Source organism: Pediococcus damnosus, from assembly GCF_001611155.1.
GTDB lineage: Bacteria > Bacillota > Bacilli > Lactobacillales > Lactobacillaceae > Pediococcus > Pediococcus damnosus.
In genome coordinates, this window is the sequence record NZ_CP012294.1 from 2,089,996 (window position 1) to 2,104,830 (window position 14,835).

11 protein-coding genes are annotated in these 14,835 nt (G+C 38.1%); all 11 read right to left on the minus strand.

Translation table 11 applies throughout. The features are described 5' to 3' along the window. Nucleotides 1-22: 22 nt before the first annotated feature. Nucleotides 23-970 (minus strand): riboflavin biosynthesis protein RibF, encoded by a 948-nt coding sequence (gene ribF, locus ADU73_RS09815; RefSeq protein ID WP_046871980.1) that lies wholly within the window; start codon nucleotides 968-970, stop codon nucleotides 23-25. A 10-nt stretch (nucleotides 971-980) separates the two neighbouring features. Beyond that, nucleotides 981-1,898: a tRNA pseudouridine(55) synthase TruB gene (gene truB, locus ADU73_RS09820; RefSeq protein ID WP_062913438.1), complete on the minus strand. Its 918-nt coding sequence runs from the start codon at nucleotides 1,896-1,898 to the stop codon at nucleotides 981-983. A gap of 111 nt (nucleotides 1,899-2,009) precedes the next feature. Further along, nucleotides 2,010-2,363 (minus strand): 30S ribosome-binding factor RbfA, encoded by a 354-nt coding sequence (gene rbfA, locus ADU73_RS09825; RefSeq protein WP_046871978.1) that lies wholly within the window; start codon nucleotides 2,361-2,363, stop codon nucleotides 2,010-2,012. Nucleotides 2,364-2,373: 10 nt separating this feature from the next. Next, the gene (gene infB, locus ADU73_RS09830) at nucleotides 2,374-5,007 is read right to left on the minus strand and encodes a translation initiation factor IF-2 (protein ID WP_056986175.1); all 2,634 of its coding nucleotides are present in this window, start codon (nucleotides 5,005-5,007) and stop codon (nucleotides 2,374-2,376) included. A 4-nt stretch (nucleotides 5,008-5,011) separates the two neighbouring features. Next, nucleotides 5,012-5,326: a L7Ae/L30e/S12e/Gadd45 family ribosomal protein gene (locus tag ADU73_RS09835; RefSeq protein WP_046871976.1), complete on the minus strand. Its 315-nt coding sequence runs from the start codon at nucleotides 5,324-5,326 to the stop codon at nucleotides 5,012-5,014. Beyond that, on the minus strand, nucleotides 5,319-5,615 hold the full coding sequence (gene rnpM / locus ADU73_RS09840; protein ID WP_046871975.1) for an RNase P modulator RnpM: 297 nt from the start codon (nucleotides 5,613-5,615) through the stop codon (nucleotides 5,319-5,321). Before rnpM ends, ADU73_RS09835 begins: the two co-directional genes overlap by 8 nt. Nucleotides 5,616-5,642: 27 nt before the next feature. Beyond that, nucleotides 5,643-6,743, minus strand: coding sequence for a transcription termination factor NusA (nusA, locus tag ADU73_RS09845; RefSeq protein WP_056986176.1), 1,101 nt, complete (start codon nucleotides 6,741-6,743; stop codon nucleotides 5,643-5,645). Nucleotides 6,744-6,758: 15 nt separating this feature from the next. Continuing rightward, nucleotides 6,759-7,232 (minus strand): ribosome maturation factor RimP, encoded by a 474-nt coding sequence (gene rimP / locus ADU73_RS09850; RefSeq protein WP_046871973.1) that lies wholly within the window; start codon nucleotides 7,230-7,232, stop codon nucleotides 6,759-6,761. A gap of 123 nt (nucleotides 7,233-7,355) precedes the next feature. After that, a complete protein-coding gene (locus ADU73_RS09855; RefSeq protein ID WP_062913439.1) occupies nucleotides 7,356-11,684 on the minus strand; it encodes a PolC-type DNA polymerase III in 4,329 nt (1,442 codons plus the stop codon). 143 nt (nucleotides 11,685-11,827) lie between these two features. Beyond that, nucleotides 11,828-13,543, minus strand: a complete 1,716-nt coding sequence (locus tag ADU73_RS09860) for a proline--tRNA ligase (RefSeq protein WP_046871971.1) — start codon at nucleotides 13,541-13,543, stop codon at nucleotides 11,828-11,830. A 21-nt stretch (nucleotides 13,544-13,564) separates the two neighbouring features. Beyond that, nucleotides 13,565-14,833: an RIP metalloprotease RseP gene (rseP, locus tag ADU73_RS09865; protein WP_056986178.1), complete on the minus strand. Its 1,269-nt coding sequence runs from the start codon at nucleotides 14,831-14,833 to the stop codon at nucleotides 13,565-13,567. Nucleotides 14,834-14,835 lie beyond the last annotated feature (2 nt).

Sequence of the window (14,835 nt, forward strand, 5' to 3'; positions counted from 1 at the left end):
AATAAACTTTGACCTTTATTGACTATATAGTTAAATTCGCAAAATATTGGCGAATATTCTTTTCGTCAAGCTTTAATTGTTCAATTAATCCTTCAACGGCATCAAACTTTATCTCACCACGAACGTAATGATACCAATCAACTCGAACCATTTCGCCATAAATTTCTTGATCAAAATCAAAAATGTTAATTTCGATAGTAATTGGCCGATGCTCTCCAAAAGTAACATTTCTTCCAATAGAGGCCATTCCTGGCCACCATTTTGAACCGATTTTTATCCGAACGGCATAAATACCAATTCCTGGAATTCTTGATTTTGGATCAGATAAAATATTGGCAGTTGGAAAGCCAAGTGTGCGGCCACGAGCCTCACCATGAACTACTAAACCAGTAGTTTGATAAGTATATCCAAGGAACAGATTAGCATGATCTACATTACTCTGTTTTAGATCTGTTCTGATTCGAGTCGAACTCACTTTTTCACCATCCAACAGTAATTCTGGAACAGTTACAATCGTAAAACGATCTTTAGCGTATGTCGGAAGATGATCCATATCTGCAATTTCACGTGGTCCGTAAGTATAATCAAAGCCCGCAACAATAACCTTGGCATGAAGTTGCACCATGTATTGGTCAACAAAATCTTGGGGAGACAGTTTGGCCAGATTAGATGTAAAACTTACCACATACAATAAATCGACACCAAATTTTTGCATTAATTCCGCCTTACGTTCTACGGAACTTAAATAAATTGTGCCATCCAATCCTGGTTTAGGAAACACAACCGAAGGATGATGATCAAATGTCATTGCTGCAAGTGGTAAATCCCGTTGATCAGCCTCTTTTCGTGCCTGTTTTAAGACAGCCTGATGTCCCAGATGAACACCACCAAAAAATCCCATAGCCAGCACTACATTTTTATCTTTAATTTGGTTTTGATTGTATGGATGATGTAAATAAATGATTTTCATGTGAGCCCTCCTACTTGGTTAGAAACATGGTCAAAGGGCGATATGCTGCCCTTTCTTGATCATATTGATATAATGCTTGAACACGATCATCGTAAGTTAAAACAAGGACCGGTTCTGCTGATTGCGACTGGTTGAAGTTGCTTCGTTTTAAAACCGCTCCATTTTGGACCCTGGTCCATAAATCATCATTTAACGCAAAGTGAGGATATTTTTTCAATGCGTGATCTAACGGAACTAATAAATTCTCGACAATCTTATTTTCAACAGCCTCTTCTAATTGCGCAAAGGTGATAGTGTCTTCAATCTGAAAATTACCACTTTCCGTTCGAGTTAACCGAGACATGACAGCTGGAACCTCAAGCTTTTTCCCCAAATCAACTGCTAAGGTCCGCACATAAGTCCCCTTACTGCACGCCACTTTAAAGTTTATGGTTTGTGTATTATTTTGTGAATTAAAAGTAGTCTCACCGCAACGTTCAAAAGATTTGATGGTTATTTTTCGTGCTGGTCTTTCTACTTCAATCCCTTGACGTGCATATTCATATAATTTTTTTCCGTTAATTTTAATGGCCGAATACATTGGCGGAATTTGTGTAATTTCGCCGACAAAGCTTTGCATAGCTCTATCAATTTCAACGTTTGAAAATGCCTGCCTTAAAGCAAGTTGATCAACAATTTCACCATCAACATCTTCAGTAGTTGTGGAGAACCCTAAGGTTACAGCTCCTTCATAAACTTTGCCAGAAGCCATTAAGTATGGCACCACTTTGGTAGCTTTACCTACACAGATTGGCAAAACACCATCTACATTTGGATCCAAAGTTCCACTATGACCAACCTTTTTTTGATGCAAAATGCCACGAATTTTGGCAACACAATCAAAACTTGTCATGCCACGTGGTTTATACAAAGGAACAATTCCATTCATGTAAATGTCCTCCTAATTTTCCTGTTAAATTATATCATAGTTGAATAAATGACGATAAAAAAAGAATGGTCCTTAAACTTCAGGCCATTCTTTTGCGTAATAAATAGAAAACTATTCTTTTGTATTAAGTTTATTGATCAATTGATCTATTCGACTACCATATTGAACAGATGCATCACGTTCAAAAATTAATTCTGGCGTTTTGTAGATTGATAATCGCGAACCCAGTTCACTGCGAATTAAGCCTTTTGCTTTTTCAAGTCCCAACGCAACTTTTTCACCGTCAGAAGCTTTATCTGACAAAATACTGTAGTAAACAGTAGCCTGCTGAAGATCACCAGTAACATTAGCACCTGTAATTGTGATTCCTTGAACCCGTGGATCACGAACCCGCTTACGCAGGATGTCACTAACTTCTTTTTCTATCTCTTGACCAAGGCGATCAGAACGATATTGTCTTGCCATTTGGAACCTCCTATTCTACAGGAACTTCTTTCATGATATAGGCCTCAACCACATCATTAACTTTGATATCGTTGTAGCCGTCAATTGTAAGACCTAATTCAAATCCCTGTTTAACCTGTTTAGCATCATCTTTGAAACGTTTTAAGCTTGCTAACTTGCCTTCGTAAATGACTACACCATCACGAATTAAGCGAACGCCACTATCCTTTTGAATATAACCTTCTGTGACATAACCGCCAACAACAGTTCCAACATGAGAAACTTTATAAATCTGACGAACTTCAACCTGACCAGTGATTTCTTCTTTGTAGGTTGGTTCAAGCATACCCTTCATTGCTGATTCCACTTCATCAATGGCGTTGTAAATAACACGATGTAAACGAATATCTACGTCTGAAGAATCGGCAAGCTGCTTAGCTTGATTGGTTGGACGTACATTAAATCCAATAATAATTGCATTGCTAGCTTCAGCTAAGGCTACATCACTTTCGTTAATTGCACCAACGGCGGTATGAATAATATTGACACGAACACCTTTCACATCAATCTTTTTCAAGCTACCAGAAAGAGCCTCAACAGAACCTTGTACATCAGCCTTAATGATGATGTTAACTTCTTTCATTTCTCCTTCTTTAAGAGAATCAAATAAGTTATCTAAAGTAACGTGGTTATCTGCGCGCCGTTCTTCCATCAGTGCAGATTTAGCACGTTCTTCACCAACGGCACGAGCAGTTTTCTCATCATCAAATACAACGAATCGATCCCCAGCTTCTGGAACATCATTTAATCCAGTAATTTCAACTGGTGTAGAAGGTGTAGCCTCTTTGACACGTCGGCCAAGTTCATTTGTCATTGTTCGGATTCTACCAAATGTATTCCCAACAACAATCGGATCACCAACCCGCAAAGTTCCTGTTTGAACAAGGACTGTAGCGATAGATCCCTTGCCAGGATCTAGACTGGCTTCAATAACAGAGCCCGCACCATTTTGGTCTGGATTAGCCTTTAATTCCATAACTTCAGCTTGGAGAAGAATCATATCTAGAAGTTCATCGATATTTTTACCAAACTTCGCAGAAATTTCTACAAAGATGGTATCACCACCCCAGTCTTCAGAAACTAAACCATATTCTGTTAACTGTTCCATAACGTGTTTAGGATTTGCACCTGGTTTATCAATCTTGTTAACTGCTACGATAATGGGAACCTTTGCAGCTTTAGCATGATTAATAGCTTCAATTGTTTGTGGCATAACCCCATCATCAGCAGCTACTACCAAAACCGTAATGTCAGTAATATCAGCACCACGAGCTCGCATTTCAGTAAATGCGGCATGTCCAGGTGTATCCAAGAATGTAATTGATTTACCATCATGTTCTACTTGATAAGCACCAATTGCCTGGGTAATTCCACCTGCTTCACCAGCGGTAATATGACTGTGACGAAGATTATCCAATAAGGTTGTCTTTCCGTGATCAACATGGCCCATAATTGTAACTACTGGGGGACGGCTTACAAGATGATCTGTGTTACTTTCCTCTTTTTCAAACATCTTATCGATATTTGACACATCAACTTCTTGTTTCTTTTGCGCCTTAATCCCGTAATCATCAGCCAAAATTTCAATAATATCTTTATCTAGCGACTGGTTTTGATTAACCATGACGCCAAGCATAAACAATTTTTTGATAATTTCTGCTGGTTCACGATGAATCTTCTTAGCGATTTCAGCAACATTGGTACCATCATCGTACTCAAAAACATCTGGTAATGGCTTATTCTTCCGTACTGATGCAGGTTTATTGTTTACTTCACGTAAACGGCCATTTTTCTTAACCTTTTTTGTATATCTATTCCGATTATTGAAACGATTACGACCACCAAAACTAGAACCACGATTATTTCTTGAATTAGAAGAGCCTTGATTATTCCCATTTGAACGGTTGGAATTAGAGCTTGTTCGATTGGAATTAGAATTCGATTTATTGTAATTCGTGTTTGATCGGTTTGTGTTTGTTGTTCTGTTAGAACTAGTATTTGAACGATTGGAATTAGAGTTTACCGTTCTGTTTGAACTAGTATTTGATCGATTGGAATTTGTAGATTTGTTTGAGCTCGTATTTGATCTAGTTGAGCTAGTTGTTCGACTATTATTCGTTGAACTATTCTGATTAGAACGATTGTTTTGCGAATTATGACTTTGCGTATTTCGCGTATTATTTCTGGTTTGATTTTGACTAGAACTATGTTGCGCATGTGCCGTGTTGCTACTCTGTTTCTGTGCATGATTCGTATTTGCTGTCCCAGTTGTTGCAGGCTGCGTATGGTTCTGAGTCTGCTCATGACGACCCGGTTTGGCATTTTGCGATTGATGATTCTTTGTTCCATGATCACCGTTTCCGGATCGTTCTACAATTGTTTTGCCAGTCTTAGCAGACCGATACATGGTTGGCTTTTTAGTTGCTGTTCCTGTTTGTTTACTGTTATTTTTCACAAATGAAGAGCGAATTTTACGTTCCTCGTCTTCACCTAGTGTGGACATGTGGTTTTTAACATCAAATCCATCTTCTTTAGCCTTGGCAATGATATCCTTACTGGAAACATTAATTTCCTTAGCTAATTCGTATATGCGTTTTTTCCCCATATCTTCACGCTCCTTCTTCAATATTTAATTTTAATAATGCTTTTGCGAATCCTTGATCTTCGATTGCAACTACCGTTCTTGCTTGCCCAATTGATTGACTTATCTCAATTCGATTCATAAATGAGATCAACGGGACTTTATAAGTAGTACACTTATCAGAAATTTTCTTTTGAGTTGCAGCTCCCAAATCCGTACTGGCAACCACGACTTTTGCTCTTTGGCTTCGAATTGATTGTAACACTTGTTGTTCACCAGATATCAATTTTCCAGCTCTTCTTGCCAAACCAAGCAGATTAGAAAAACGATCGCGTTCATTCATCTTTAAAAAGTTCCTTCCGTGCTTGTTGATGGTCAACATAAGCAATCAATTCATCATAGAAGTCATCATCTACTTTGATTTTAAATGCTTTATCAAAAGTTCTTTCGGTTTTGGCACGTTGGGCAATTTTTACATCTAAGCTAATGTATGCACCTCTACCAGGCTTTTTACCAGTCGGGTCCAAGGATACCTCATCGGCTTTGTTCTTCACAACCCGAACCAGTTCTTTTTTCGGAAACATTTCACCCGTCACGATATCCTTGCGCAACGGAATTTTTCTTTTTTTCATAACTGTTGAGCCTCCAATCAAGTACGCTTATTTAGCGTCTGATTCTGAATCTGAATTTTCAGTAGTATCTTCATCTGATTCTTCAACCAAGTTTTTGGCATCAGTTTCTGATTTAATATCAATTTTATAACCGGTTAATTTAGCTGCCAAACGGGCATTTTGTCCTCTTTTACCAATTGCTAAGGATAACTGATAATCTGGAACAATTACCATACAAGCACGCTCATTTTCTTCATCAAACAAGACATCTACAACTTCAGCTGGATTTAATGCGTTAGAGATATATTTTGCAGCATCGTCTTCCCATTCTACGATATCCATATTCTCACCGTTTAATTCATTCACGATGGTTTGAACACGTTGCCCACGAGGACCAACACAAGTTCCAACAGCATCAATGTCAGGGTCGTTAGACCGAACGGCAACCTTTGCACGATCACCAGCCTCACGAGCTACTGAGACGATTTCAACGGTTCCATCAAAAATTTCAGGAACTTCTTGTTCAAATAGCCGCTTTAATAAATCTGGCGTACTTCGACTAACAAACACTTGGGCACCTTTACCGCTATTTTCAACCTTTGTCACATAGACCTTAATATGGTCGTGTGGCTCATAACGTTCGGTTGGAATTTGGTCAGCCTTAGACATAACGGCTTCAACACCATTAAGATCGACATAAACAAATCGATTATCGCGTCTTGCAACTTCACCGGTTACAATTTCATTTTCATACTCACTGTACTTATTATAAACGATTTCACGTTCGGCTTCACGAACTCGCTGTAAGATAACTTGTTTAGCGGTTTGAGCAGCAATTCGACCAAAATTCTTGGGGGTTACTTCAAACTTGATATGATCTCCAAGTTCGTATGCTTTGTTAATTGCTAAAGCATCAGTTAGACTCACCTGTTGTTGACTATCCTCAACATCTTCAACAACTTCTTTAACTGCATATACATGGATATCGCCCTTTTTTTCATCAAAGTCTACATCCACATTTTGAGCCTGATCGTAGTTACGTTTATAAGCAGAAACTAACGCTGCCTCTAAGGCATCAATGACGACTTCTTTTTTGATTCCCTTCTCCTCTTCCAGAGTATTGAGGGCACTAACCATTTCTTTGCTCATTTTAGATTCTCCTTTTTAAAACTTGATTGCAAAACGCGCAAATCCAACCTGTTTCACATCAAATTGCTTACTAATCTTTCTAGTCTTAGCCATATACGTCAATGTTAAAGATGCATCTGAGTAGTCGTCTAATGTTCCTTCGAAGACTTTTTGTCCATCAACTGGCGCATATAAAGAAATATGAATATACTGGCCCACTGCACGATGCCAGTCATCAGAGGTTTTAATTGGCCGTTCAGCACCAGGCGAAGAAACCTCTAAGAAATAAGCCTCTGGAAATGGATCAGGATCTAAGCTATCTAGTTTTTCACTAATTTCATCACTAGCCTCGGCACAATCTTCGATGGTAATACCACCCGGCTTATCAATATAAACGCGGAGATACCAGCTTTTTCCTTCTTTTACAAACTCAATGTCCACTAAATCAAAATTGTGGGATTCAATGAGGGGTCCTACTTCTTTTTGCACGGTTTCTACGACACTTGCCAAACTTAAACCTCCAATAAATTTCAAATATTCTCAAGAAAAAGAGTGAGCATTATCTGCTCACTCACTTGCTGCACTTAGATTCACTAATAATTATAACATATCACATGATACCGTTCAAATTGGTTACATATCAAACAAGGATAATTGATTTTCATCTGGTAAATCAGCCAAAACACCATTTTCAGTCATAAAATCAATCAAAGTTTTTGAAACTTTTCCACGTTTTGAAAGGTCTTCTTTTGAAAGAAATGGCTTATCTTCACGAGCTGCCACGATCTGTTTGGCAACATTTAATCCTAATCCAGGAACAGCATTAAACGGTGCTAACAAAGAATTACCGTCAATTACCCATTGCGAAGCATCAGACTTGTTCACATCAACCATCTTAAATGTAAAACCACGTTCAAGCATTTCGTTGGCCAACTCTAATACAGTCAAAAGATTTTTTTCTTTTGTGGAAGCATCCATTCCCTTATCGTTAATGTCTTTCATTGCTTTTTTTACTGCATCCTTGCCGTGTGACATAGAAACCAAATCAAAATCATCTGCACGAACACTAAAATAGGCACTGTAATATAGAATTGGAAAATATACTTTAAAGTATGCAATTCTAAGGGCCATCAAAACGTAGGCAGAAGCATGCGCTCGTGGGAACATATACTTAATTTTGCCACAAGAATCAATGTACCAATCGGGCACGTTAGAGTCCTTCATCTTTTTCTCATCACCATCGGGAATTCCCCGACCGTGACGAACACTTTCCATAATTTGGAAAGACGTTTGCGAGTCCATCCCATAATGAATTAAATCGGTCATGATATTATCACGACAACCAATGACATCTTTCAAAGTTACGGTTCCAGCTTTGATTAACTCTTCAGCATTTCCTAACCAGACATCAGTTCCATGAGAAAGGCCAGAAATTTGAAGTAATTCAGCATACGTTGTCGGATGAGTTTCCTCTAACATCCCGCGAACAAATCGGGTTCCAAATTCTGGCACCCCAAATGTTCCCGTTTTGGACTGAATTTGTTCCTCCGTTACTCCTAGAACTTCAGTTCCAGAAAATAATTTCATAACTCCAGGATCATCTGTAGGAATCGTTTTTGGATCAATTCCAGAAAGATCTTGTAACGCACGAATCATAGTTGGATCATCATGTCCTAAAATATCCATTTTCAGAATATTATCATGGATAGAATGAAAATCAAAATGCGTCGTTTTCCAAGCAGCCGACTGATCATCTGCAGGATATTGAATTGGCGTGAAGTCATAAATATCCATATAATCCGGCACAATCAAAATTCCTGCTGGATGTTGTCCAGTCGTCCTTTTAACTCCAGTGGCACCAGATGATAGCCGGTCAATTTCAGCATTACGGAATGTCTGACCGGTATCCCGTTCGTATGCTTTTACGTATCCATAGGCCGTTTTATCAGCGACTGTTCCAATTGTTCCAGCTCGAAACACATTTTTCTGTCCGAATAAGATTTGCATATAATTATGTGCAATTGGTTGATAATCTCCAGAAAAGTTTAAATCAATATCAGGTACCTTATCACCTTTGAAACCTAAGAACGTCTCAAATGGAATGTCTTGACCGTCACCAATTAACGGTGTTTGACACTTTGGACAATTTTCGTCAGGTAAATCAAATCCGGATCCATACTCACCTTTGGTATAAAACTTGGTGTACTGACAATTTGGACATCGATAGTGTGGTGGTAGCGGATTAACCTCCGTAATTCCCGACATGGTAGCCACTAAACTAGATCCAACCGATCCTCGAGATCCAACCAAGTACCCATCTTTATTACTTTTATGAACAAGTCGCTGGGCAATTAAATAAATAACGGAAAATCCATTACCAATAATACTTTTCAGTTCCTTGTCCAAACGTTCTTTAACTATTTGAGGTAACGGATCACCATAAAGGGCATGGGCTTCATCCATCGTTAACTTTTCAATTTGAGCTTCAGCCCCAGGAACCTTAGGTGTATAAAGCTTGTCTTTAACAGGTTTCACATCATTTACCATGTCGACAATCCGATTGGGGTTTGTCACAACGATTTCTTCTGCTTTTTCTTTACCTAAGAAGGCAAATTCATCCAACATTTCATTAGTCGTTCTGAAGTGAACGTCTGGTAACTTCGATCGATTAAGCGGATTAGCTCCCCCTTGAGAATTAATCAAAATCTTTCGATAAATGTAATCTTCAGGATTGAGATAATGAACGTCACCAGTCGCAACAACCGGTTTTTTTAACTCTTTTCCAAGATCCACAATATTAGATAAAATTTCTTCTAGGTGACGATTATCTTGAATTAAACCTTGTTCAATTTCTGGCTGATAGACAGGTTTTGCCATCACTTCTAGATAATCATAAAATTTAGCCTTTTGTTTGGCCTCTTCCTTACCTTTTTGCATCATAGCTGTAAAGACTTCACCGCTACTGCAAGCCGACCCAACCAAAATCCCATCTCGTAAACGAGATAGTTCAGATTTAGGAATTCGCGGAACTCGATAATAGTATTTTACATTAGAAAGTGAAACCAACCGGAATAGGTTCTTTAATCCGGCCTGGGTTTGTGCAATCAAAACTGCATGTGCTGGCCGAGCGTGTTTATACGCGTCATTTTCAGTCATGTGTTCATTGAGCTGGCTGTGATAATTAATGTGATAGCGGTCTTCCGCATCTTTCAAAAATAGATGGCACAAATGTCCTGTTGATTCGGCATCATAAATTGCACGATGGTGATGCTCTAAGCTGACTCCAAATTTCTTAGCTAACGTGTTTAAACGATAACTCTTCAACGTTGGATACAAGAATCGTGCTAAGGTCAGCGTATCAATGATTGGATTGGTAATTGGTGGCATACCATAACGTGCATATCCCGTATCCATAAAGCCAATATCAAACGTCACATTATGGCCTACAACAATGGCATCTCCATAAAATTCTCGAAAAAGTGAGAACACTTCTTTTTCTGACTTAGAGCCATGCACCATTTCATCTGTAATACTTGTTAAATTAGTTGTGACTTCGGATAATGGAAATCCTGGATCAATAAACTCTTCAAATTGATCAATAACGTTACCATCCTGCATTTTTACCGCAGAAAGTTCAATTACCTTATCATAAATTGCCGAAAGCCCCGTTGTTTCTGTATCGAACACCACATAAGTTGCCCCTTTAAGGGGAATTTTTTTATCGTTATATCCGATCGGAACGCCATCATCAACCAAGTTAGCTTCAACGCCATACAAAATCTTGACATGGTTTTTCTTACCAGCAGCATACGCATCCGGAAAAGCTTGTAACCCAGAGTGGTCTGTTACTGCAATTGCTTTTTGACCCCATTTAGCAGCCTGATTTACATAATCAGTAATGTTATTTGTCGCATCCATCTGGCTCATATTGGTATGCAGATGAAGTTCAACGCGCTTCTTATCCGCAGGTGCGGTGTCCTTACGTGTTGCATGACTAACTTCCATCACATCATAAGCATTAAGCGTAAGGTCTCTCATGAAAGTATCCTCTTGAATACTCCCACGAACTTTAACCCAAAGCCCCTTTTTAATGTTTGCAAATAATTGTTCTTCTGCTTCATTTTTGGAGAACTTTTTTACTGTAATTGAGGAACTATAATCAGTAACTTTAAAAATTAATAATTGTCGTTTTGACCGTAGCGTTCTAACTTCGGCGTCAAAAATATATCCTTCAATAACCGCTGAACGTTCTTCTTGTGTAATTTGATCCAGCCGAGTAACTTCTGCATCTGGATTAATTTGTTTACCAATCCGAACTGGCCCGCCATCCGGAACGCCACTTGCTTGTCTTTGTTGTCGCTTCTCACTTTGTTCCAAAATTGCTTGAGAGGCTTTTTTTGCTAATTCTGCATCACTTTTTTCTTTTTTGGCCTTCAACTCTTTAATCATACTTTGAGAATCTGAATCATCAATAATGGTGTGAATTGAGAATTCTGGAAAACCGTACTGTTGGTAAGTGCTTTCAATTGGTCCAAGAGCGGTTGATGTTAAAAAATTTTGAACAACTTCATTTTGAGCAGCAAAAATAACCCGACCATCATTCATATATGGCAAGTTATGTCCACATAGTTCCTGAGTAAGAGGCGAAGAGATGTGGCTATTTTTGACAATCCAGTCCCAATAATTTGCAATCAGATGACCGTCTAATTCTGATGTATGGGTTTTAATCTCAAATGACACTGTTGCAATCGAGTTAAAAGCCATTTGTAAATGGTTATAAAATTGTTGAAATACTTCAAAAGGTAAACATTCTTTAAATTGAAAAGAAAATTCCCAAATCTTTGATTTTTTATGAACGACTACCTTTTTTATTTCAGCCTTTTCAAAACTTGGTTCATTAAGCTGAGGATAGTCAATTTGTTCGAGAAGTTTTTGAAATTGCTCACTAGTATTTAAACTCAAAATTTGATTCCTTCCCCTTTCGCAAAACTAAACAAATATTTTAATATTCATGAATATAACGACAAGTTGATATTCAAACTAACCTCTCATCAACCTGCCGTTATTATAATTATTATGCTGTTGATACTGCCCTAAAATTGTTTTTAATTATCATTTTTAAGAAGGATACCAACCGAATTTTCTAATTCTGCAATTTTTACTTCTAACGTCTCCCCAGTATCTCGTAGCTTAACCTCTACAATACCATCTGAAGATTTTTTACCCACTGTAATTCGAACAGGAATTCCAATTAAATCAGAATCAGCAAACTTAACTCCGGCCCGTTCCTTACGATCATCAACAAGAACTTCATAACCAGCGTTGGTCATCGTATCTGAAATTTGATTAGCCAAATCCATTTGTTCTTTATTCTTGGCATTTACTGGAATCACGTGAATATCAAATGGTGCAATTTTACTTGGCCAAACTAAGCCGTGGTCATCTGCTTTTTGTTCCGCAATTGCTGATAACAATCGGCTAACACCAATTCCGTAACACCCCATAATAACTGGCTTAGAACGACCGTTTTCATCTAAAATAGTGGCTCCGAGTGAATCAGAGTAACGAGTTCCAATTTTAAAAATATGACCAATTTCAATTCCTTTAGTAAACTTTAGCTTGCCTTTACCATCCGGAGCCAGTTCACCCTCTTGAGCGGTTCTAAAATCGCCAAACTGGTTAACCTTCAAATCACGATCTAGATTTACATTCTTGTAATGGTACCCATTTTGGTTAGCACCCGTAATAGCGTTATTCATCATTTTAACGTAAAAGTCAGCCAAAATTGTAACATCCTTCGAATCTACCCCAACAGGACCTAAAGACCCAAAATCAGCATTTAAATATTGTTCCGCCTGATCGTCAGTTGCAGCTACCAATTCGTCAACCTTAAGAAAATTCTTAACTTTAACTTCGTTTACTTGATCATCACCACGGACTAGTACCAATACCGGCTTCTCGTCTGCAATAAATAAAAGAGTCTTGATCAGTTTATTTGCTTTGACATTAAGAAATTTAGCAACTTCATCAATCGTTTTAGCATCAGGTGTTGCCACCTTTTCAAGTTCTTTTGGTGCCTCAGGTGCTGTCTTTGGTTCAATGTATTTGCTGCTAGCCATTTCCAGATTTGCAGCATAGTCACTTTCTTCAGAATATGCAATTGTATCTTCACCAACAGGGGCAATTGCAGAAAACTCTTTCGAATCGTTACCACCCATTGCACCAGCGTCACCCACAATTTCCCGATAATTCAAACCACAGGCATCAAAAATATTTTGATAAGCTTTTTCCATATCGCGAAAAGTTTTATCTAAACTATCAGTTTCGGCATGGAAAGAATAAGCATCTTTCATCAAAAATTCGCGTCCACGTAACAAACCATAACGAGGACGGTCTTCATCACGATACTTCATCTGAATTTGGTACAAAGTAAGTGGTAGACGCTTGTATGATTTTACCTCATCTCGAATAAGGGTTGTAAAAGTTTCTTCATGAGTAGGTCCAAGGATAAAATCACGGTCATGACGATTCTTAAATTTAAATAATTCTGGTCCATATGTTTCAAGACGACCCGACTTTTCCCATAGCTCAGCAGGAAGCACAGCCGGTACTAACATCTCAACTGCATCAATTTTTTCCATTTCAGCCCGAATAATTTTTTTGATTTTTTCAATTGTTCGAAAAGCGAGTGGTAAATAAGCGTACATACCGGCCGAAACCTGGCGAATATAACCAGCACGCAGCATCATCTGATGGCTTTTTGCCTCAGCATCATTAGGTACTTCCTTCAAAGTCGGAATTAATATTTTCGATTGTTTCATGTTTTCCTCCACAAATAAGTATTATTTTAAGAAATAACGTTGGATGTCATTCCAAGTCACAAGAATCATCAAAAGCATAAGAAGTCCAAAACCAATAAGGGTGATAATTCCTTCTGTTTCTGGTTTTAAAGGCTTTCTTCGAATTCCTTCAATAAAGTTAAGCAGAATTTTTCCACCATCCAACGCTGGAATTGGAATCAAATTAACAATTCCTAAATTTAACGATAAATAAGCCAACATCGTTAGTACCGAAGTAAAACCTAATTTAGCGGCAGCAGAAGTCTGTGCGTAAATGGCAACTGGACCACCAAAATCGTTAACACTGACACCATGGGTAATCATATGACCTAAAAGAGCAAAAATCATAGAGGTTAACCGCCAAGTTTCAGTAAAACCGTATGCAATTCTCGCAGTTATACTCTTAGTCATCGTACTTTCAATCCCGATTTGACCAGTTTTTGATCCATTCTGTTTAACCGATTTAGGCGTAATCTGCAAATTGATTCGTTTTGAATTTCGTTGAACTCTCATTTTGGTTTTTTTACCTGGACGACCTGAAATAGCATCCTGTAAATCTGACCAAGATTTTGTACTTTTGCTATTTACAGAAACAATTCGGTCCTGGGATTTTAATCCTGCCTTGGCCGCAACTGAATCATGTATTACAACAACTTGATTTGAATTTGTTGGAACTTGCCCTTGGAGAATACCAACTAACGCAAATACAACAATGGCCAGAATAAAATTATTCATTGGTCCAGCAAAATTAGTTAGAATCCTTTGCCATAACTTGGCTGACTGGAATTGAACATCTTTCGGCGCAATTCGAACCTTCGTTCCATCTGACTCAATAATAGATGCGTCATGATCAACTTCATAACGTTTAAGAGTCTGTTCATCACCGTTTTCATATCCTTCAATCCAAAGGTCATTTTCCAAGTCACTTCCGGTAACTTCAATCGGAATTCCATTCAAAAGCGTCGTATCATGACTCGTGTTAATTGTTTCTATTTTTCCATTATCACCAGTAATTAAACTAACTGGCATTCCTGGTTTTAATTCTTCATCAGTATCTTCAAGTCCTGCCATCCGAACGTAGCCACCAATCGGTAGAATTCGAAGCGTATATGTGGTTGCATTTTTTGAATATGCGTAGATTTTAGGACCCATTCCAATTGAAAACTCACGAACTAAGATCCCAGATTTTTTTGCAAAATAAAAGTGACCAAATTCATGAACAATAACCAGAATTCCAAATACAATTATGAATGTAATAATCGTCTGTATCAATG